Source organism: Paenibacillus sp. JNU01 (assembly GCF_059130585.1).
The window spans coordinates 5,434,664-5,456,217 of sequence record NZ_CP169723.1; the positions used below are offsets into that span (position 1 = coordinate 5,434,664).

The 21,554-nt window shown below is 47.8% G+C and carries 19 protein-coding genes; 15 read left to right on the top strand and 4 right to left on the bottom strand.

Annotated elements, in window-relative coordinates:
- The first annotated feature begins 341 nt into the window (after positions 1-341).
- Complete coding sequence (locus NLBNIHML_RS23560; RefSeq protein WP_472474030.1) at positions 342-2,126, top strand: proline--tRNA ligase; 1,785 nt, start codon at positions 342-344, stop codon at positions 2,124-2,126.
- Between the two features lie 609 nt (positions 2,127-2,735).
- Here NLBNIHML_RS23560 and NLBNIHML_RS23565 read toward each other — a convergent pair.
- The 3 genes from NLBNIHML_RS23565 to NLBNIHML_RS23575 form a co-directional block, all read right to left on the bottom strand.
- Positions 2,736-4,535 carry a 5'-nucleotidase C-terminal domain-containing protein gene (locus NLBNIHML_RS23565; RefSeq protein ID WP_339259351.1) on the bottom strand — a complete coding sequence of 600 codons (1,800 nt, stop codon included), beginning with the start codon at positions 4,533-4,535 and terminating at the stop codon, positions 2,736-2,738.
- Between the two features lie 173 nt (positions 4,536-4,708).
- A complete protein-coding gene (locus NLBNIHML_RS23570; RefSeq protein WP_339240211.1) occupies positions 4,709-5,125 on the bottom strand; it encodes an ImmA/IrrE family metallo-endopeptidase in 417 nt (138 codons plus the stop codon).
- Between the two features lie 42 nt (positions 5,126-5,167).
- On the bottom strand, positions 5,168-5,611 hold the full coding sequence (locus NLBNIHML_RS23575; protein WP_339240212.1) for a helix-turn-helix domain-containing protein: 444 nt from the start codon (positions 5,609-5,611) through the stop codon (positions 5,168-5,170).
- An 881-nt stretch (positions 5,612-6,492) separates the two neighbouring features.
- Here NLBNIHML_RS23575 and NLBNIHML_RS23580 point away from each other — a divergent pair.
- The 7 genes from NLBNIHML_RS23580 (at position 6,493) to NLBNIHML_RS23610 (ending at position 12,517) form a co-directional block, all read left to right on the top strand.
- On the top strand, positions 6,493-6,975 hold the full coding sequence (locus NLBNIHML_RS23580) for an ArpU family phage packaging/lysis transcriptional regulator (protein WP_494352901.1): 483 nt from the start codon (positions 6,493-6,495) through the stop codon (positions 6,973-6,975).
- Between the two features lie 55 nt (positions 6,976-7,030).
- Complete coding sequence (locus tag NLBNIHML_RS23585; RefSeq protein WP_494352902.1) at positions 7,031-8,743, top strand: GAF domain-containing sensor histidine kinase; 1,713 nt, start codon at positions 7,031-7,033, stop codon at positions 8,741-8,743.
- An 18-nt stretch (positions 8,744-8,761) separates the two neighbouring features.
- Complete coding sequence (locus NLBNIHML_RS23590; RefSeq protein WP_339259355.1) at positions 8,762-9,496, top strand: response regulator; 735 nt, start codon at positions 8,762-8,764, stop codon at positions 9,494-9,496.
- A 189-nt stretch (positions 9,497-9,685) separates the two neighbouring features.
- On the top strand, positions 9,686-10,261 hold the full coding sequence (locus tag NLBNIHML_RS23595) for an NADPH-dependent FMN reductase (RefSeq protein ID WP_339240215.1): 576 nt from the start codon (positions 9,686-9,688) through the stop codon (positions 10,259-10,261).
- A 44-nt stretch (positions 10,262-10,305) separates the two neighbouring features.
- Entirely contained in the window at positions 10,306-10,764 is a 459-nt protein-coding gene (locus NLBNIHML_RS23600) for a VOC family protein (RefSeq protein ID WP_494352903.1), read from the top strand.
- Positions 10,761-11,396 (top strand): VOC family protein, encoded by a 636-nt coding sequence (locus NLBNIHML_RS23605; RefSeq protein WP_494352904.1) that lies wholly within the window; start codon positions 10,761-10,763, stop codon positions 11,394-11,396. Before NLBNIHML_RS23600 ends, NLBNIHML_RS23605 begins: the two co-directional genes overlap by 4 nt.
- A 161-nt stretch (positions 11,397-11,557) precedes the next feature.
- Positions 11,558-12,517 (top strand): hypothetical protein, encoded by a 960-nt coding sequence (locus NLBNIHML_RS23610; RefSeq protein ID WP_494352905.1) that lies wholly within the window; start codon positions 11,558-11,560, stop codon positions 12,515-12,517.
- A 108-nt stretch (positions 12,518-12,625) separates the two neighbouring features.
- Here the strand turns inward: NLBNIHML_RS23610 and NLBNIHML_RS23615 are convergent, their stop codons facing one another.
- The gene (locus NLBNIHML_RS23615; protein WP_494352906.1) at positions 12,626-13,108 is read right to left on the bottom strand and encodes a hypothetical protein; all 483 of its coding nucleotides are present in this window, start codon (positions 13,106-13,108) and stop codon (positions 12,626-12,628) included.
- A 345-nt stretch (positions 13,109-13,453) separates the two neighbouring features.
- Here NLBNIHML_RS23615 and NLBNIHML_RS23620 point away from each other — a divergent pair, with 345 nt between their 5' ends.
- From NLBNIHML_RS23620 to NLBNIHML_RS23650, 7 genes are all read left to right on the top strand, one after another.
- Positions 13,454-15,304, top strand: coding sequence for a DUF4127 family protein (locus NLBNIHML_RS23620; RefSeq protein ID WP_494352907.1), 1,851 nt, complete (start codon positions 13,454-13,456; stop codon positions 15,302-15,304).
- A 330-nt stretch (positions 15,305-15,634) separates the two neighbouring features.
- The gene (locus NLBNIHML_RS23625) at positions 15,635-16,558 is read left to right on the top strand and encodes a hypothetical protein (RefSeq protein ID WP_494352908.1); all 924 of its coding nucleotides are present in this window, start codon (positions 15,635-15,637) and stop codon (positions 16,556-16,558) included.
- A 179-nt stretch (positions 16,559-16,737) separates the two neighbouring features.
- Positions 16,738-16,938 (top strand): YqzN/YkzM domain-containing protein, encoded by a 201-nt coding sequence (locus NLBNIHML_RS23630; protein ID WP_494352909.1) that lies wholly within the window; start codon positions 16,738-16,740, stop codon positions 16,936-16,938.
- Positions 16,938-18,401 (top strand): phage tail sheath subtilisin-like domain-containing protein, encoded by a 1,464-nt coding sequence (locus NLBNIHML_RS23635; RefSeq protein WP_494352910.1) that lies wholly within the window; start codon positions 16,938-16,940, stop codon positions 18,399-18,401. Before NLBNIHML_RS23630 ends, NLBNIHML_RS23635 begins: the two co-directional genes overlap by 1 nt.
- 96 nt (positions 18,402-18,497) lie before the next feature.
- Positions 18,498-18,905: a phage tail tube protein gene (locus NLBNIHML_RS23640; RefSeq protein ID WP_105600731.1), complete on the top strand. Its 408-nt coding sequence runs from the start codon at positions 18,498-18,500 to the stop codon at positions 18,903-18,905.
- Positions 18,906-19,161: 256 nt separating this feature from the next.
- Positions 19,162-19,596, top strand: coding sequence for a phage tail assembly chaperone (locus tag NLBNIHML_RS23645; protein WP_017690174.1), 435 nt, complete (start codon positions 19,162-19,164; stop codon positions 19,594-19,596).
- Between the two features lie 182 nt (positions 19,597-19,778).
- Positions 19,779-21,524: a hypothetical protein gene (locus NLBNIHML_RS23650; RefSeq protein ID WP_494352911.1), complete on the top strand. Its 1,746-nt coding sequence runs from the start codon at positions 19,779-19,781 to the stop codon at positions 21,522-21,524.
- The last annotated feature ends 30 nt before the right edge of the window (positions 21,525-21,554 follow it).

A 21,554-nucleotide genomic window follows, 5' to 3' on the forward strand; every position in this document is an offset into this window, starting at 1 on the left:
CTAATGTGGTCAAAAATGATAACAGCGTTATAACGAGGACATGATTGTGCAAGCCAGCTTCAACAGAGAGGGGACAGTATGGTGTAAGGTTCCTGTAGCTGCTTCGTAATTCCTACCTCGCGAGCTGCGGAAGAGAATACTCAATCAGGGTTGCAACATCCGCCGGCAGGGCCCGTTATGCCCCGTAGGACTGCATTTTACAGATCGCATAGGTTGCGAACGGATGAATATGCAGTTAAACAAGGGTGGTACCACGACACATTCGTCCCTTGACGGATGTGTCTTTTTGCTGTTTACACGCCATATTTTGATAATAAAAAAGAAGATTGGGAGTGGTCCAGATGCGTCAAAGTGAAATGTTTGTTCCAACATTACGTGAAGCGCCAGCGGAGGCAGATGCGGCAGGACATCGCTGGTTACTGCGCTCCGGTATGATTCGCCAACTGGCAGCAGGAATCTACAGTTACCTGCCTCTTGGACGCCGTATATTGTTGAACGTTGAACGGATCGTTCGAGAAGAGATGGATCGTGCCGGTTGTCAGGAAGTATTACTGCCGATTATGCAGCCAGCCGAACTGTGGGAAGAGTCCGGAAGGTACACCCAGTATGGTCCTGAATTAATGCGTCTAAAGGATCGTCATGCAAGGGAGTTTGCTCTTGGACCAACACATGAAGAAGTGGTAACTGCGTTAGCGCGGGATGAGGTGAACTCGTATCGTAAGCTGCCATTCACGCTGTACCAGATCGGAACCAAGTTCCGGGATGAACGCCGTCCTCGATTTGGATTGCTGCGCGGTCGTGAATTTATCATGAAAGATGCGTACTCCTTTGCTTCCGATTGGGAAGAACTTGATCGTACCTATCAGGCGATGAATACAGCTTACAGTCGCATTTTGGAACGTTGTGGTCTGGACTATATCCGTGTCGAGGCGGACGCAGGAACGATTGGCGGTCAGGGGGAGACACACGAGTTCATGGCTCTTGCTGATGTGGGTGAGGACACGATTGTCACCTGCAAACATTGTGGATATGCCGCAAATCTGGAGAAAGCTGATTATCAGACTTTAGAAGATACGGAGAAAAAAGAAGGAAGCTTGGAAGTTCCAGTCGACGCTGCCAGTGCAGACTCCGCTCTTCAAGCGGATGAACATTCAGGAGCGGAAAACGTAGTACGCATCTCGACACCTGGCGTTCGTACGATTACAGAGTTAAGCGCCTTTGTGGGCGAAGCTGCTAATCATATGATCAAAACACTGCTTTATCTGGCAGACGGTCGGCTCGTTGCTGCCCTTGTACGTGGAGATCATGAACTGAATGATATCGCATTAAAGCAGTTGTTGGGTGCAGAGGAACTGATCCTTGCAGACGATGCAGCCATTGCAGCACATCCGAGTCTGAAGGTCGGTTTTCTGGGGCCGATTGGACTGAATCTGCCGATGGTGGTGGACGCTGACGTGGCAGTGATGAAGAGTGCAATCACAGGAGCCAATGAAGTGGATATGCATATTTCCGGTGTACGCCCAGGCATTGATTTTGCATTGGAGCGAGTAGAACGAATCCGTTTTGCTGCTGAAGGGGATGCTTGCCCAACATGTGGCTCACCACTTGGTTTTACCAAAGGCATTGAGGTTGGACACATCTTCAAATTGGGAACGAAATATAGTGATGCCATGGGTGCTTCATTCCTGGATCGTAATGGTCGCCAGTGTGCGCCAGTCATGGGGTGTTACGGCATTGGCGTATCCCGTCTGATGGCTGCGATAGCTGAACAGTATGCAGGAGATGAAGGCATACGTTGGCCTGCGACTGTGGCGCCATATGATGTGCATCTGATTCCGGTAAGCTGGAAGGATGAGCAGCAGCGTCAACTCACGCTGGAACTGGAACAACAATTGGTCGAGGGTGGTTTCACTGTATTAGTCGATGACCGGGATGAACGACCAGGTGTGAAATTCAAGGATGCGGAGCTAATCGGATTGCCTGTACAGATCGTGATTGGCCGAGGAGCAGCAGAAGGACAGGTTGAACTGGGATCACACGCCCTTGCAGCATCAGGTGAATCGAAGCGAATCTCGTTAACGGCCCAGGAAGCCGTGTGTTATGTGAAGGAACAGCTCACTTCCTAGATCTATTTGGCTAATGATATAAGTTCATATAGTAGTACCGAATATCATGCGGTCGATCATTTTGATTGCCAAAATTCCAATTCGAGTATGAAAAAGAGGGCTATAGACATATAAATAGGCGAGATTGTAGTTGTTGTATCAGACGAAATAACTAAATGGGGATCGTTGTATTCAGTATACAAATGGTTTTATGATTAAGGAATTCGAGATCATCATGCTCAGGGCGGATTGATGTGCAAGTATGCAATTTTGAGAAGACAGAGATGTCGAAATCAAATGTACAATAACCGCATGAATACAGTAATTTTGGAGAATTTTTATATAGTTCGGTATCGAAGGCACGTGATAAACTTGGTCCGTAAAGTCCATGCAGGGATTTATTTTTACTTCAAATGATTGTCAAGATCAGCAGGATATGTCCACGGGAAATGTTCAACATAACTGATATGGGTGGATGTTTAACAACAGATATTAAAAAATGGAATAGAAAAAAAGGGAGTCCCTTAACCAGTAATCTGGCTTGAGGGACTCCCTTTTTGTTATGGCAAGATAGATTCGTGATGTAATTGAACCATATCAGCGGTCACGCCTATACGCACTTTGCTGAGCTTAAGAAGCTGCAGGCAATTTCAATTGTTGACCTGGATAAATCCAGTGTGGATTTTTGATATTGTTCAGCTTTTGCAATGCCTGCCAAGTTGTGCCGTATTGTTTGGAGATAGAGTACAGGGAATCTCCAGATTTCACAACATGCAGTTTGGCTGGAGCTGGTTTGCTTGGTGTTGGTTTAACCGGTTTTTCCGGTTTTGGTGTTTCTGGTTGTGGCTTGGTTGGAGCTGGTGTTTCTGTTGCCGGAGTTTCCGGCTCTACTGCAGGTTTTTTCGCTTCACTGATCCGACCATCTGTTTTGATGTTAACTGCGCCAAGCTTCTGCATGTAATTGATCAATGCTTCGTCCAGCGCGCCATACATACCTGTTGTTGGGTATTTGGCAAACATGGTGTATTCGTCACCACCAACAGCTGTGAAATCATTGGTTGCCAGCGTGTATGTGGCTTCCGGATCAAGGGCTTTATCACCAACAGTCACGGAATGTACACGGCTACCTTCAGCAGCGGAAGCGTCAATTTTGAACTTGATTCCAGATACTTGCGGGAATCCACCGCTTGGTTCCGGATAGGAGGCTACGCCGACTTCAAGGGCTGCCAGGATATCGGACCCCTTCACTTCAAGAGTTACCACTTGATTACCAAAAGGAAGCACGGTGATGATATCACCTTTGGTTACGACACCTTGCTCAATGGAAGCACGGATACCCCCACCGTTAGTCAGTGCGATATCGGCATTGCTGACATCACGAATGGCATCTGCAAGCAGGTCACCCAGGTTAGTTTCACCTGCACGTACTTGTTCACGTTTACCATCCAGCAGTATAGCTGTATTGGCTACTTCTTCTTTCAAAATCGGTTCTTGTTCTTTTTGAATGGAGTTTACGAGAGTTGCAACTTTCTCATTCGGTTTGATGTCTTTTGCTTCCGTTTCATCAATTAGAGTTGCTTGTTTCTTCGTTACTTTACCACCGTCTACCCACAGATCGATGACACCCACATAATTGGTGTATTCCCCTGCACTTGCAATCAATGTTCCATTATCGGATACAAGACCATCTTGCAGTACAGTGTGGCTGTGACCATCAATGAATACATCGATGCCAGGAACTTCTTTAACGACTTTGAAACTAGTATCCGTGCTGGATGCGTCTTGTCCAAGGTGTCCCAAGACAACAACAACATCTACTTTGCTGCGAATTTCGTTTACCAGAACTTTGGCTTCCGCAGATGGATCTGTAATATCAAGACCTTCTACGTTTTTCGGATTCGTTTTGTACAACGTTTCCGGTGTAGTCAAAGCGATGATACCGATCTTCACGCCATCCACCTCTTTGATGAGGTAAGGATCAAAGAGTCGTGTTCCGTCTTTTTTCTTCACGTTGGCACTCAGCATGGGGAAGTTCATCATGTCTGCCAGTTCAATCAGGCGATCCGAACCATAGTTGAATTCGTGGTTACCCGGTACGATGGCCTGGTATCCCATTTCATTCATGACTTTTACGATGCTTTCACCATTTACGAGAGTGGCAAAAGTTGTACCATGTACAGCATCTCCGGCATCCAGTAGGAGTGTGTTCGGGTTTTCACTGCGATATTTGTCAGCGATTCCAGCTACTTTGGCAAAACCCATGGCAGGTGAAGATTCAACTGCACGGGCATGCGTATCATTCGTATGTAGAATGGTAATGTGTTTGCCTGTGCCCGGAGTGGTGTCCGTTGCAGCCGCGGCAATACCTACACTGCCAAACAGCAAACAGACCGTTAGCAGAAGTGAAACGTAATTCTTCCAGATTTTCATATGAATCCGATACCTCCCCAAATAATAATCTACTAGAGCGTTTACATAGCTCAAATAGTATTTTAACAGACTATTATTAGGAAATCTCGCGAATCACGTAAAAATAAGTAACCTGAAAGTGACATGTTTAAATTGGTACTGGTAAAAATAATCTCCGCAAAGAACGTATGTTCTTAAATGGTGTAAAAAAAATGCTGCACTTCACGCGGCAGTCCGGTACGTAAACAAAATTTCTCCAAAGATTCATCCGGTTCAGGCATTACCCCGGAGGTTAGTAACTGAATGGCAAAACGGTTAGCCTGTCTTTCCAGCTTGCCTGGAGCAAAATAGGAATGTTCCTCCAGAAAGAATCGATTAATCCCTTTATGAAGCCGGTCATGGCCAAGCTCATGGGCGCACACGAACCGTTGCCATTCCGGCGGCAAATCATTGTGTATGACGATAAACCTGCGCCGGAGCTTGCGGAAGTACAGCCCCTTGGTGGATTTCCCCAAATTGGTGAAACGAATCTGTATTCCAACCGCGCGGGCAATGCTGAAAGGGCAGTTGGTCCGGTGTTTTCGAATCAGCTTTGTTACGATATCATCCATATGATCTCACCTGCTGCTTCATTAAATTCAGTTCGTCGTGCCTCATGGGCGATTGTCCGATTCGTCTGTCTTTTTGCGTTTGTTCATCTGTTTGGCTTCCCAGAACAGACCTGTCAGTACATCCTTAATTCGTTTCTTGTCATCTTCATCGAGTGGAATGCCGTCAAACATCAGATCATCATCGTCCTCCAGCATCTTTTTGAAATCACGACGGTCTTTGTATGTAGCCCATTCCGGTACTTCCTGAAGTTCGGTGGCACTCCCTGGTTCGATATAACCAGCCTGTTTCATCATCTCTGTATAAGGCACCGAGAGTGCATCTGAAATCTTGCGGATAGTTGCTGGTTTCGGCACACCCCGGACCCCATTTTCAATACGTGAAATCTGTGAGTTGCTTATTCCGGCTGCTTCGGCGAGCTGATTGATGCTGTATCCCTGTTGCTCGCGCAGTTGTTTCATATAAGGACCAAAAGCGTGCTCCACAATTATGCCAACTCCTTCGATTCGTACAAGTGCTTGAAATTAATATTAAGAAGAAAGGTGAATGCGACAACCCTAAAACTCTGCGGGTGCGCCGTTCCGGATTCGGATCGTTCTTTTGATCGCTGTTATCCCCGGATTTCCTGTATCCCTTTCCTAAATGGTGAAATCCGTTGCTAAAGGCGAACGTTTTGCTTCTTCAGAATCGATTCCGTCTCCTCCACTACGTTGGCTCTTGGTAAGTGCATTAACACATATTTCAAAGGCATCTTCTTAATATTAAAAATCAAATGACTTATACGGAAGTTCATTAATTAAACAGTACTATAACGTATATATACCATTAGGTAAAGGGATATGAAACAATTATGCCAAAAGGCATAGGAAATGAGAGCGAAGGTTTTATTTTATCGTCAAAATGAACCAAAATGAAGGTTTACTCCGATCTCCAGAAAGTGGTATCCTCAAATAGAAATACGAACACCATACGAACAAAATGTAACATTGACACAGGTTGGAGTTTAAGAAACCACCCTTTGAAGAAGGGAATTCCCCGGATTATACTGATTTGGAGTGATTCCAAAAGGCAACAGCGGGAAATTGAAAAAATGTCGTTATTATTTCAGAGATCTGGATAACTCTAATAAAGATGAGAGCATGAGGGTTTAACTTTTATAGAATGAATTTTAAGGTACGCAAGAACGAAGAGGGCAGAAAAAAGCTGGAGAAGCGAAGTGTTCGCCTTTATCACTGGATTTCCACTTTTGAAAATATAATCAAAGAAATCCGGGGATAACAGCGATCGGAAGGTTATTCTGTCATAAGAGTGAATATGCGAAGCTACTAGACTTTCATTCTATACCTAATGTTAAAGGAGGAAGATAAATATGGAATTGATGCTGCCCGAATTGGACCGACGCAAAACGCAAACGGCTGTTGAAGCTGCGCTGGAGAAATATCGAATCTATAAAACGATTGCATTTGAAGAACGAGAGGTTATGGTGACGGCAAGTTATGCGGAGCGTTTCCACGGTGCAACCAATGCGACGGGGGATTCCACGGCACGAACGGCGATCTATAATGTGGATGTGCAGCGAGCGCGTCAGGCATACTGCGATACGATTGATTTTGTGGTGTCCCGCCTGAGTGAAAAGGAACGTGTTCTCGTATGCGAACGATATCTGAAAGACGATGATGTGTTTGATTATAAAGTGTATAACCATGTGTTTGATCCGCCTGTCAGCAAGGACACGTATACGAAGATTCGTACGCGTGCTTTCTACAAAATGGCGCTGGCTCTGTCAGATCGAGGACTAATTAATATGGAACCGTTGTCTGTGTCCCGCAAGGAGCGGCAGAAGCTGGGCTAAGTTATCGATTGAAGAAGTTGATCCTTTAATATCCAAGGTGGATTGGTTACAATAGTTGAACAAACCACAGTTGGCATTAGCCAAAGGAGAGAAGACTGTCATGTCGGAAGAAGTCGGAATGCAGGAAATGGTCACGCTGAAGACAATCGCAGAAACGCTCAATACGTCCAATGATCTGAACCTCATGCTGGATACCGTGGTCGGCAAATTACTGGAGTTGACCGGATTAACAGCAGGCTGGATGTTTCTGATTAATGAACGTGGAGACTATGCCTGTGTTTCGGACTACAATCTGCCCCCGGCATTACTGCGTAAAGATAAAGAGCCCATGCGAACGGGTACTTGCTGGTGTGTGAACCGCTTCAGGGACGGTCGTCTGAATCATGCGGTCAACATCATTAACTGTAAACGGTTGGAGGATGCCGTGGAATTCCAATGGGGAGATACCCATGATATTACCCACCATGCGACCGTTCCGCTGCGGTCAGGTGATAAAATGCTGGGCTTGCTCAACGTGGCTGCGCCAGCCAAGGAACATTTTAGCGATAGTGAACTGGCACTGTTACAGGGCGTCGCGTACCAAATCGGTAGTGCGATGGATCGGATGAGATTGTATCGTGCGGAGCAGCAGCGAGCTGATCTGTATGCCAAGCTAGGGGAGTTTAGCACGGCCTTGGGCCTTGCGGTGAACGAATGCAGCAATTCGGATGCCTTTTCTGTAAAAGTTGTACAGCTGCTTGGACAGCATTATGACTGGCCTTTTGCCGCAATCATTCAGCAGAAAAACGGAATGTTCGTTTTGCAGGCGGTGTATGCAGACGATAAGGTTCGAACATTATCCAGTGCGCTGGTATCCTCGGAAGCGGCAAACCACATGAACCGGGTAATCCATAGCCACCGTGCCACATCTCTGTCTGCAATAGAGGCGGCTGAGATACTTAGTCTATGCGAGCCTGACCAGACGATGAATTCCATTGCCTCGGGAATGGCTGTTTCCCTCCCGTATCATACGCCAGGGGAAACGGGAGTTCTGGTGATCGGAATAGGAACAGCAGGTCCTGTACAGGCAGACCTTGAAGTGCTGGAAGCATTGGCTGAGCATATTGCGGCTGCATGGGAGAGTCTGAAGCTGGCGGAGAATCGCCGAGAACTGGCACGACTGGAAGAGAGAAACCGGTTGGCACGTGATCTTCATGATTCGGTTAATCAGATTCTATTTTCACTATCGTTAACTGCTAAAGGTGCGGAAAGTATGTTGACAGCATCCGAACAGGCGCACCCGGCAGCGGAAGCGATGAAGGATATTCGGACTTTGTCTCAGGAGGCTCTTAAGGAAATGCGCGCATTAATTATGCAGCTACGTCCCGCAGGACTGGAAGCAGGGCTACTCCATGCGTTACAGGAATATGGTACCAGCCAAGGTCTTCAAGTGGTGATGAATCGGACGGGAATGCGGTCTTTACCGCGTAATATCGAAGAAGCATTATGGCGAATTGGGCAGGAAGCGCTGAATAATATACGGAAACACGCGGATGTTCCTTCTGCTGAGGTCAGCCTCAAGTTAAGTGAGCATGAAGTGGTGTTCACCGTTGCAGATCACGGAATAGGCGGTGCGCAAAGGCCAAAGACATCGTCTGGAAATTCACTTGGCCTGTCCATTATGAAGGAACGGGCCGAATCGCTTGGGGGCAGGTTGGAGATAGTTAGTTCTTCCCGCAAGGGAACAACAGTAACGGCAGTCATTCCGATTCCGTTCGAATCCGTATAAAGTCAGGGGGGAGAAGAGATGCCGATTACGATTTTGCTCGCAGATGATCATGCGATGGTGAGACGAGGACTGCACGTTTTTTTGAGCACACAGCAAGACATGGAGGTTGTTGGTGAAGCATCGAACGGACAAGAAGCTCTGACGCAGGCGGAAGCGTTAAAACCCGACGTGGTATTAATGGATCTGCATATGCCGGTCATGGACGGAATCGAAACAGCTAGACGGCTGCGTACACTAATGCCAACAACCCGAATCATTGTGCTCACCTCGTTTTCCGATCAGGATCATGTGGTTCCTGCTGTGCGCGCTGGGGTGAAAGGATATCTGCTCAAGGATATTGAACCAGAGGACTTGGCTGTGGCCATTCGTAATGTGCATGCGGGTCAGGTGGAATTACATCCTGCGGCAGCAGGTCAATTGATGCATGTGATGGCTTCATCCGATGGGTCGATGAGCGAACAGTTATCAAAGCAAATACCGACAGATCAGTCGGCGGACACTCTACATCCAGAGCTGAAGCAGGTGGAGAAAACAACGCAAACATCTCCTGGCGGTCCGGATATGCTCACTCGCCGTGAACAAGAGGTCTTGGGATTGATTGCTCAAGGGCTGAGCAACAAGGAAATTGCGGTTCAATTGGTCATTACCGAAAAAACGGTCAAAACCCATGTCAGTCATCTGCTCGACAAACTGGGGTTGGCGGATCGGACACAAGCGGCTCTTCATGCGTTAAGAAATGGCTGGGTCGTCTGACCATTTCCGACATATCTTCATACTTAAGTCGTATAAACTCAACCTAAAGGTTGAGTTTTTTTGGTATTCAAGTTAAGTCTATCTGCTGACGAATTGAATGCGGAAAAAAGGTAAGATAAGGATAGTCAAAGACGGATCGGTTGAAGGAACGTTAGCGTTTGAATCCAAAAACCAAGGAGAGTGACATGAATGAATATTGTTATTTTGGCAGGCAGCAATCGGAATAATGCAACCAGTACACGTCTGGGAGAGTATGCGGTGGAGATTATTCGGGGTCAAGGACATCAGGCTAGCCTGTTTGATCTGTATAAGTCACCGCTCCCATTCTACGCACCAGATGAGAAACAAGCGGATCACGAACATCTGGCAGACCTGAACACGCGAATGCTCGCTGCGGACGCAATCATCCTGTCTACACCGGAGTATCACGGCAGTATTAGCGGTGTGCTCAAAAATGCACTGGATCACCTGAGTCAGGCTCATTTCAGCGGCAAACCCGTCTTGTCCATTAGCTCCTCCGGCGGAGCAGTGGGGGTAAGTTCGCTTTTACAACTGCAAGCGATTGTTCGCAATCTGCATGGCATTAATGCACAAGAGTGGATCTCCATTGGGGGTGCACAGCGCAGACGATTCGAAGCGACATTTGACGGATATGAAGAATACGAAGGCAGTCAGGATATAGAGGACCGGGTGCAGCGGGTTATTGGATCGTTTTTGAATCTGGCCCAGACGTTAACGAATGCGCGGAATGCATCCACGAGTTAAGAAAGAATGAAGAAAAGGCGAAAATGGAAAAGAGGTTGAGCATCATGATTACAGGCATATTTGAAACACATCTAAACGTGACGGATCTGGAGAGATCCCATCATTTCTATGAAACGGTCTTGGGTTTACTTCATGCCTATGGGCAGAAAGAACGCGGAAACTCCTTCTACTGGATAGGTGGAAAAGGTAATGCCATGCTGGGATTGTGGCAAAAGGAACCTTCCAAGGTGCAGCGTCAGCACTTTGCTTTTCAAGTATCTCTCGAGGATATGAAACATGCGGTGGCCCACTTGGAGAATAAAGGGATCAAGACACGCAACTTCCTGGATGATGATATCGGTGAACTGTACGTCTTTGGCTGGATGCCTGCGGTATCTGTATATTTTACCGACCCGGATGGTCATTCACTTGAATTCATAGCCATGCTCCCGGATGAAGCGAAGCCTGAACTTGGCATGGTGCCATGGAGTGAGTGGGAGAAGATGCAGGGGCGAAGCGTATGATCATCGAAGAATTACAGTTATACACAACTCGGCTGGAGGAGCTCAAGCATTTTTATAGTGTTACGTTAGGCATGGAGGTGTCCAACGAGACGGATCAGGCCTTCCACCTTCAGGTTGGATCGACTAGGATGATATTCAAACAGTGTGAGACGGATCATGAGCCCTTCTATCATGTGGCCTGGATGATTCCGACGAATCGGTTCAAGCAAGCGAAGCAGTGGGCCGCATCCCGTGTTGTTTTAAGCAAGGAAGGGGAGCGGGATGAGACGTACTCTACGAATTGGAACTCTCATTCTTTCTATTTCGAAGATCCGGCAGGTAATATTATCGAGCTGATTGCTCATCATCGTATTCAGAACGGGAGGGATCATAACTTCTCTGCGAAAGACATCGTAAAGGTATGTGAGGTTGGATTGGTGTCGGATGATGTTCTGTCTACGGTGAATGAGCTTCAGCAGATCGGATTTACTCGCTGGGGTGAGATAAGTGAGACTTTTGCTCCTGTAGGAGATGTACATGGTTTATTTATTGTGGTGAAGAAGGAGCGGACGTGGTTTTTCTCTACGCAAAAAGCACAGATCTATCCACTGGAAGTATCCATCCGTGACGTGGGCAAGCTTCGAATAGGCTAAACTTTGCATTCCGGGGCAAAACGGGCATATGTGGAGCAATTCCATCATGTTATAGAAGTAAGCGCTCTATTTATTAACCAGAATAGATAAGTTGAACTACATTTACACGATAACAGAGAGGACAGAAGAAAGCTACTTCGTAATACAGATGATGAAGGGTGGTGGCAAGCTTGGATCGACGTTTGTTGGAAGAAGGACTATCAATTATCGTTTCCAGTCGGGAGCGTACAGGAGATCTGTGGCACGCCCATTATGGGGCGGGTGCGATTGCGGCATATTTTTGGGTGCGGGAAAATCGTCTCACTGCCCTTGCCGCCGGCAGTGTTACCGCCGAAGCAAAAGCCATGCTTCGCCAGCATGGAATCAGCCCTGGTCAGACCTCTCCAATAGGTGAGATGATGCCCAGGGAAGATGCCGAAGCGTGTATTACGGACGCATTGGATCGAACCATTGGAGAGCTGCACTGGGTTGGACACCAGGCCATCTACGGGGCAATCAGTCTGAAAGCCATTCGTGAACTGGATGGATGGGGCACTGCGGAGGAGATTGGTCGTCTGGTTGAACTGATCGATTCATTCGATCGAACCATTCCGGGGAGATCCTGGATGAACACAACGATGAAAGAAATTCGCAGTCTGAAGCCAGAGAAAAGTGATGGTTTCCCCGAGATCGAAGATCCAGTTCAGTTGTCACGCCTGATTCTGGATGAGCTTGGTGCGTTCCAGACCATCTATCACGCGGAAGCGCATCATGACCTGATTGGTCATATGCTGACCTATGGACATGCGCTTAACATATTATATGAGCTGGGTTATCCGGCATTATTCCACAAAGGCATCCCGCCATTCCTTACCATGGTGAAGGCATTACGATTAAGCCGAGATGTGGATATTGAACAGGCGATGCCGACATTACAATCACCTGTAGATCTACTGCCACTAGCACGAGCGGAACGGTCGGTGGCGTTGCCACATGAACTGGAATATTGGCTCACCGATAGACGTTCCCGTGACTGGTACGGAGGTCATGTATTCAAATTCCCGTTCAGCTTCTATCATCATGCCAAGAATGGGGAGCCCGTACCGGAAACATGGGAGAACTTTCGTTATATCATCGCGTGAGATAAAACATACATTTCAGAAGGGGTGTCCGTCAGTCATGAGTTTGACGGAGGACACCCCTTTTTGGCATTATTCTGGTCTACCGAATCGTGGGTATCCTGAACCTTTTTAACGGGGCCAAATTTCAAGGATAAAAAGGATCAGCATGACTCTGGACACCAGCATGTATGGTGATTTTCGTACGGGCCGACGCGCCGCCCATATTCCCCAAGAACTCATAAGTGCAATACTCCCCCAGAACATCCATAAGGAGATGCCTTCTGGCGTAAATAGAAAGGACAGCTTGGGCAGCCCCCTGTTGCCAGCCCCAAGAAGAACAGTGGTCATATAGACGAGGACAAGGAAAAACAACTCGAAGAGCAGGGTTTGCAGCCAGAAATAATAGATGTTGAACACTCGTAGCACGATGACTGTAATCAGGATAAACAGGATACCAACGGATAAGAATGTTGCCGTGGTCCATCCAATGAGAGATGTTGTTATAACATCTGTTTCCTGATATAAGATGTACATCGCCAACGCATACATAGCGGGGCCCGCCATATAACTGGTGACAGCAATCCAAAGATAGAAGAAATACCTTTTCTTCATGGTCATATTCATCCTTTATTGTTCGTAGAATTTGAAAACTGCTTACGTCATATAAACATCAACAGGATGGGTTTGGTTGGGTTATCGATAGGAATTCCTCACAATAAATCGGCTTCTAACCGCCATAGAGACGACCACATTCAGGCGTAATTCATCCCGATTACCATCTGCACGAGTGGGCAAAGGCGGTAAAATGGTATTATCGGATCAGCAGCAAGGCAGACAACACTGACAGCTCATACGCTAAAGTACAGACCGGCCATGGGGCCGGTTTTTTAATTCGGTGATTGTTCCCTTGCCCTGATCGGGTAATAAGACTAAACAGATAACAGGAGGCTACGTGATATGAAAACAGTATTGTATGTTCCACTGGATGATCGTCCAGCGAATCTGGATGATGTGATTGTGCAAGGGAAAGCAGCCGGTATCCATATCGTTACACCGAACCTGAGTGATATTAAGAATCGTCTGGACTCGGAGAAAACCGTAGATGGCACAACGCTGCTCGGTACCTCCACGCCGGTTTATGGAAAACCATCCAAGATTCACGACTTTATTCTGAAACATGCTGCCAAGGTCGACGGATTCATTATCTCATCCGATATGCTCGCCTATGGCGGTCTGATTGGCAGTCGTCAGCTTCGTGAAGATGGGGGAGGCACCTATCCTGAATACGATGGAGAAACCACTCGTTTGCTGGATGTAATCCGCGTGATTAAGCAAAAATATCCACGTAAACCTGTGTTCGTAATGGATACCATCATGCGTCTGGCTACAACCTCTTTTGCAGATGGTTTGGCACTAGATGCATATAATGAGTCCCGTGCGTTGATGCAGCAGCCGCGTCAGACATACACCGAATTTGAAGATATTATTCAAGGTTATAACCTGTCCCCGGATGGAGTGGAATATGGGACAACGACCTATTTTGATAAAGAACAGTATTACAATACAAGACAGCATAAATTCAAAACAAATCTGTACATTTTGGATCAGCTGGCTCGCTCAGGTTATATCGATTTCCTCGCCGTGGGTGTCGACGATGCCAACACGCAGGGTGTTCAGATTAATGAAATCAACTATGTAGAAGCACGAATCAATGAATGGCTCAGTGGAACCAATGGACAAAATCCGGATCGTGCCATCATCTTGCCGGATGCGGATGGTCTGGGGCACGCTTTGGTTGCTCGCATGGCTAACCAGTTGTTCCGAGGCGGGGCGAAGACACGTTACGCCGTGAAATATTTTGGTCCTCACGGCAATACGATCATTAACACATATGAATACATGGACGTACACGAGAATGTGGTTCGTCACGTGGATATTGTGGGCGGTGTGTTTGTGGCGGATTCGGCATATCCTGAACCGGAGGTGGTGACGGATCCGATGACTAGTGTGGATAATGAACAGCTGGTGGCTGTATCAGTCGAGCAAGTTGTTCCATTTGATATGGCTTCCGAACTGGATCGTATGACCAAGGGTCACCCGGGAGTTTCCGGAGAGAACACAGCCGTCGACATCGAGATTATTGCGATTACCGCTCTGGATCAGGTGCAGGCTGCGTTGGAGCAGTTGACGCTGAATGGGGAGCAAGGCCTGCCTTCGGTGTTAATTGATTTTGTGGGAAAAGGTCCAGCGAATGTTGATGTTGCTGAAGCGTTGCTGAGCAGTCCATATACCGGACGGGTGTTGGGATACAGTGCTTGGAATACACCGGGCAACAAGATCGGTATTGCCGTAGGTATGGGGCAGTCTAGGTACGCGTTGATCACCACAGAGAAGCATGAGCATAAATTGCGAGATGCAATGAATGCACACGGCTCCTTGTTGTTTAAACGTTTCCTGAAGGATTATTACTATAAAGCGGTAGCGATTGCAGAGATTCGCACGTATTCCCGAGCTCACGCGTTGTATACCAATGTGGCTACCCTTTCGGATCAAAATATGCTGCTGTTCAACTCAGAGGAAGACTATGCCCATCTGCAAACATTGCTCCGTGATCTGATGCAGACGTATACCACGGCGCTTGCGAATAAGACAGCCTTCCATACAGGCAATGTGGCGATTAAGCAGATCTGTAATGACGAATTGTCCTATGCCACGTATGGCAGTGCACTGCTGGAATATGCGAATCCCGATTTCATCTGGGGCCGTGCATTTGAGATTACGTTGAACCCGAAGGTTACTTTGAACTAAGGTTTGAAATAGTAGAACGCGTTATGTCGTCTTTTTTCCACCCGAACGACCCCCTTTATCGCACCGAAGTCGTACGGAACACCATCCGCGCTAGGGATGAAAGAGTGTAAGATTGTATTATCGGATCAATAACAAGGGACGCACCGAAAGCACATACGCTAATGTACAGACCGGCCAGGTGGCCGGTCTTTTTGATGCGGTGAATTAGTCCCGGTACTGGTTCGATCGGAATACAGACTCTGAGTTCAAAGGGGGAGTCTACTGCTGCTGCATTGTCGCTGCACGGTGTGGGCAGATCTCAAACTTGCAGCCAAAGGGGGCGAAATGAATGTGTCTATGAACAATGAGATTAGCACGATCATGAGCACCGGTAAAATGAGTACGCTCATAAAAAAAACGCTAAAACAGAAGCTCGCGGTACTTGTTCCAGATTGGGATGATCGTGTGCTGGATGTACCTGCTTCAGGCGAAGTGTTGGCTGGGCCTTGTGCCGTGGTTGCGTTTGCCGAAGAAGTGCCGAAGTCTGCCTGGGCGGGATATCGAAGGATTATTAAAATCTCACCGTATGCTCGCCCGGAAGATGGTGGCGCTGAACAAGTGGAAGCTTGGTCCGCTGAACTAATAGAAGGATTGCATCAAGTAAGGCTAGTGGATGAAGCAGGTGAGTCCTTCACTTGTATCTATCTGGGTTCTTCAGATAGTGACCGGGTGGATGCAGGGTCTGGAATGTTTACGCGCAGTCTGCGGTTCGGAGTGTATGTTCCCGAAGACTCGGGAGCTGCTCTCGTTGAATCAGAGGATGCGTGGTTAGCTGCGCTTCAAGGCTGGACACAGCAGGAACTTGGCTCGAACTGGTCGGTATATGGTGATGCCTGGCCTGGTGGATACTATACGCCGTCTGTGTTATGGCGATTGGCCGGATGCAGCACGTCTGTGGCGGGCACTTCCGCATTGGAGGTTCGACAACAGTGGATTGGGCATGTGCTCACCGATCATTCGGTGCTAACCCGGCATACCGTTACTCGGTTGGTAGAGCAACTTGCGGTCCAAGCTCGTCTTGCCGTAACTGAAACGGGTGGCGAAGAGCACCAAAGTAACACACGGTATGTGACGGTGGATGAGGTCACGGCAGATTTACAGGCAGATGCGTATCTGAATGGTCAGATTCGTCTGACACTACAACAGCGGATTCGTCGTCCGGGTACGAATGTACCTTTGATCCGTGAGATTTACCATAGCAAAGGTATGGAGTAAACGTTAGTCGAGAGGAACCTTCTATTAAAGGTGGTTCCAGATTATAGCTTTGAGTAGATTGGTTTAGCTTCAATATTATAGCTTCAAATTCATAGGTTCATAGGGTCGAAAATTCATAGGTTACGCTTAAAGATCAATGTTAACGAAATTAGCAGTCCAACAAATGAGGTGAGATGGCAATGGCAAGCTCAGTAAAAAAAAGTAAAAAGACAGCCCCGCGGTATACACGGGCCGAACTGATGAATCATGCAGAAGCCCTCTTTGCCGTTAAGGCAGAGGTGCTGTACGGTGCGCTGTACGAAGCGGCGCAAGAGACGTTTTCCATTGAAGAAACACAAGAACGAATTAACCAATTTATGAAAGCGAAGGTGAAGGCATAATGGCAGGTGGAACTTGGGAGCAAACGAATCGTCCGGTCCTTCCGGGCTTATATATGAATTTTCAGGCGGCAGCATCCTCGGCCATTCAAGCGGGTACGCGAGGAACGGTTGTTGTGCCGGTTAAGGCCAACTGGGGCCCTGTAGGGACTTTTGTTGAAGTGGGGAGCGAAGCGGCGATTGAACGTATCTATGCGGCGAATGCGCTGGACAACGGTACAGCTTATACGTCCTTGAAGCTTGCCCTGTTGGGCGGGCCGAAGAAGTTGCTCGCTTATCGGGTAGCAAATGCTGCTGCCAAAACAGCTACGCTCACCTTGAAGGACAGCAGTGATGCCAATGTGCTGCAACTGGATGCGAAGTATCCTGGGGATCGTGCGAATGGATTCTACGTCACCATCCAGCCAGGTGTAATTGATAATACGAAACATGAAGTGCGCCTCTTTGAAGGTAACCGGATGTTGTATGCGCTCCTGACTGCGGATATCACAGCAGCTTCTCTGGCAAAAGAGATTAATTCGGATGAACGAAATGTCTGGGTGACGGCGCAGGCGATTGGTGATGGTGCGGGTGTGGTAGCTACTGTTGCGGGTGCGGCATTCAAAGGCGGCGTAAGTGGCAATGATGACCTAACCAATGCGGAATACATTGCTGTGCAGGGTGCGTTGGAAGGAGAGCAATTCGACGTCTTGGCTTTGGATCAGGCGGCTGATGCACCTCTGCTTGCGAGCTTTGCGGCATGGGTGAAACGTGTGCGTGGTGAAGGCAAGCCAGTGATGGCTGTATTTGGCGGTTCCGCAGCGGATGATACCTCCGCTACAGCAGTACAAAAAGCAGCAGCACGTTCGCTTGCGCTCAACCATGAAGGTGTGATTAACGTTGGTACAGGCGTTCGCCTTGGAGATGCATTCTATAGCTCGGCAGAAACGTCTGCTTATGTTGCAGGACTGATCGCCGGACAACGTCTGAACCAGTCTACAACCTATGCAGCTACTCCGTTCGATGATGTGACACGCCGCTGGACGCGGACGGAACAGGAGCAGGCGGTACAGAATGGCGTATTTATTTTCTTCCATGATGGACGTCAGGTGAAAGCACTTCGCGGTGTAAACACACTGGTAACCCCGGCCGCTGGACAGAATAATGCCTGGAAAAAAATCCGATCCATTCGTGTGTTGGACGCCATTAACACGGATCTGCAACGCTCTGCGGAAGATACGTATATCGGTAAAGTAAACAATACCGAAGAGGGTCGTCAGGCACTGATTAGTGCCATGAAGGCCTATTTGGCGCTGCTTGCACAGAGCAATGTAATTGAAGCTGACGGTTACGATGTCATTCTTGATCCGGCGTATTATGGCACTGCTCCAGTTCTCAAACCGGAAGCGGATCAGGTATTCCTGCAATGGAATGTGAAGCTGACGGATGTGATGGAGCAGTTGTTCGGTACATTTTACGTGCAATAAGGTTGTATGGAAGGAAAGAACTATTTTTCTAAAATAATTACTATACATTGAACGGATGGTTTACACGATATTTTTTAATTTCAAGGAGGAAAAAATATGTTGGATGCGTCAAGAGTAATTCTCGGTACCCATGGTCAGCTACATATCGATGGTGTGTGGCAGACGAACATTAACAAGTTGGAAGCGAGTGTGGAGATTGAAAAGCGGGAGCTGAACCTAGTCGGTAACGACTGGAAAGTGCACAAAAACGGCGCAAAAAAAGGAACCGGCACGATGACGGGGTACAAGGTCACTTCGGATATGATCCTGCGCGGCTTCACCAAATTCGAGATTATTTCGAAGCTGAACGACCCTGAATCGTATGGACACGAGAGTGTTCTGCTAAAAGGTTGCATGGTGGACAAAATCCAGCTTGCCAACTGGACAGCGGGTGAGGAAGTACCGGAGGAAACGGGCTTTACGTTTGAAGGATTTGAATTGTTAAATCCGATTGTGGCGAACTAAAAAGGACTTTAATGGAGGCCGAGATGATCTCGGTCTCTTTGTTGTCTACTTAAAGCAAATTTAGTATCTACACGATAACGGAGAGGACAGAAATAACGTGAAGAAGTGGAGCGTTCGCCTTTATCCCCGGATTTTCCCTTGAAGAGGGGAATCAAAAAAATCTGGGGATAACAGCGATCGGAAGGTTATTCTGTCATCGGAGTGGCTAGTGTACCATTATGATTGCCAAATGTGAGCAAGAAGGAGAAAACGCCCAATGAGTATGAATGAAAATATGTCCGAAGAACAGATTTTGGATCAGTTGTTTGAAGCAGCAGAACGTTTGCCAGAGGAGAATGTGCGCATTCAGCGTCTGGATCTACTGTTGACCTTGCGTGGACTGACGTCTTCCAAAGTGGATCACATTCGCGAACGCTGTACAATTCGAAAAACGACCAAAGGCCGCACCGAGGAAAAGGTGGACACGGAAACATTTAACGCGCTTCTCATTTCCGAAGCAACCGTGAAATTGAAAGTCCGTAGCCTGGAATTGTCCGGCTGGGGAGATACACGCATTACCGGTCGCATGAAGCTGTCTGGTGGAGAACAGGCGGTTCGCCGTATGCTGCTCGCGGGTGAATTGGATGCTGTAGGTGATAAAGTGCTGGAGCTGTCCGGCTTCGGTGTGGAGATTGAAGACCTAAAAAACTGATTCACTCCGGCGGAATGACCACGTTCCTGTATCACATGTGGGTGCGTCATCATCTCCGGCCCGGAGAGTTCTGGTCTTTGCCACGCGGGGAGCGTTCGCTGTTGATTGCGTTCTCGGAAGAGGAAATGTCAGCGATCACTTCGCAAATGAATCGATAACAATATAAGGCAGGAGGTGAAAAAATGGCAGAAATGATTGTAGGTCTATCCAAGTCCAATGCCGAAATGCGGACAACCCTTCGATACCTGGATCAGATCCAGCGTTCTACGGAACGGCTGGGAAGAGTTCGATATCAGAGTCTGATTAAGGTGAACAATGAACTGAGAACGACAGGACGCAGGTTGGAGCATGTTTATAGTATGGCCGTGCGAATCAGCAGGCTGCGTATTACACCGACGATTGGGTTGATTGATAAGCTCAGTCCAGAACTGGATCGCGCATTGGCGAAACTGAATAGTTTCAGGAATCAGATGGTTATGGCTTCAGGTACAGTATCGCTTGAGGTTCGACAGAAGATCGAAGTGGCGATGGGTAAAGGAGTACCATCAGGTCCAACTATGGCTATCATGATTCAGAACAACAAAAACATCACTAACAATTCGAAGGAAGAAGAACCAAAAAAATGGTGGGAAAAGGCACTAGAAGTAGCTAATAGTTTTATGGATGCGTTCAACAACATTGGAGATATTATTGATCGTTTCAAAAAGAAAAAAGTAGATAGTCCTCCACCAGATCCAACCAGAAGCCCTGCTTCCAAATGCTGCTGTTGTACAGGTGGAAAGATGGGCAAGAACCGCAGAGTTCGGTCACCCAATGCGAACGGTGGAGGTGGCCCTGATCGGGGCAGACGAGGCTCCCGAAGTGGTAGAAGATCAGGCAATGGACCTAATCCAGGCCCAAGACCAAATCCGGTACCGAGGCCACCTGTACCTGATCCGCCTAATCCTCCACCCGATCGAAATAGAAATGGGAGAAGAGGACGAAGAGTTAGAGGTATGGGTGGCTTAGGTTTTGCCGACTCTGGTTCACTCGGATCATTAACCGATATGCTGGCAGGTAGTGGGTTGATGGACAGCTTGAGTGGAGGCTTTGCCAAAGGAGCCAAAAGGTTGCTTGGTCCAATTAGCATGCTCGCTGATGTAGCGAATGTTGCAACTGCACCTCCCGAGGAGCGGGGTCGAGCGGTAGGTTCCATGATTGGTGGCACAGCAGGTACTGCGATTGGTAGCGCCATCGGTAGTGTACTTTTGCCTGGCATCGGGACATGGGTTGGTGGTGCAGTAGGTGGTTGGGCCGGAAGTGCAGCAGGCGGCTGGATTGGAGACAAAGCGAAGGATATTGGAAACTTTATGTCTAGTGCTACCGAGGGTGTAGGGGATGCTTTGTCGGGTGCAGCCGATTATGTCTCTGAGAAAACAAAAAAAATCACCGATGGCATATCCAACTTCTTCGGCTTTGGTTCCAAAAAAGAAGAGAAGACGGTCTCGGCAGCAACAGTAGCTGCACCGTCGCAAGTACCAACAGTGCCGCAGATGGCACCTGCCTATATACCACCGGCACTGACCATGACAGGCCCAACGGCTTATATGAACAGCAAAGTCGGTCAGCCTACATCTGCTGGATTCATTGGAACAAGCATGATGCAGAGCCAAGCGATGGCGCTTGGTAACGGTGCGCAGACGAATGGGAAATCGTCCACGATGACGGTACAGATATCTGAAGACCAGATGAGCAGTCTGTCCGGTTACTTGAAGGATTTCAAAACCGAAACTACCAATCAGATTGCGATCAATATTGCACCGGGAACGGTACAGGTGACGGTTCGCGAGAACGCAATTGATTATGACGCAGTTTCTCACCATGTGGGGCAACGGATCTCTAACGAGTTCCGCCGTGCGATGCAAAATCGTAAAACGATTATGGCCTAAGCAGAAAGGAGGCCGCAGATATGTCAGTAC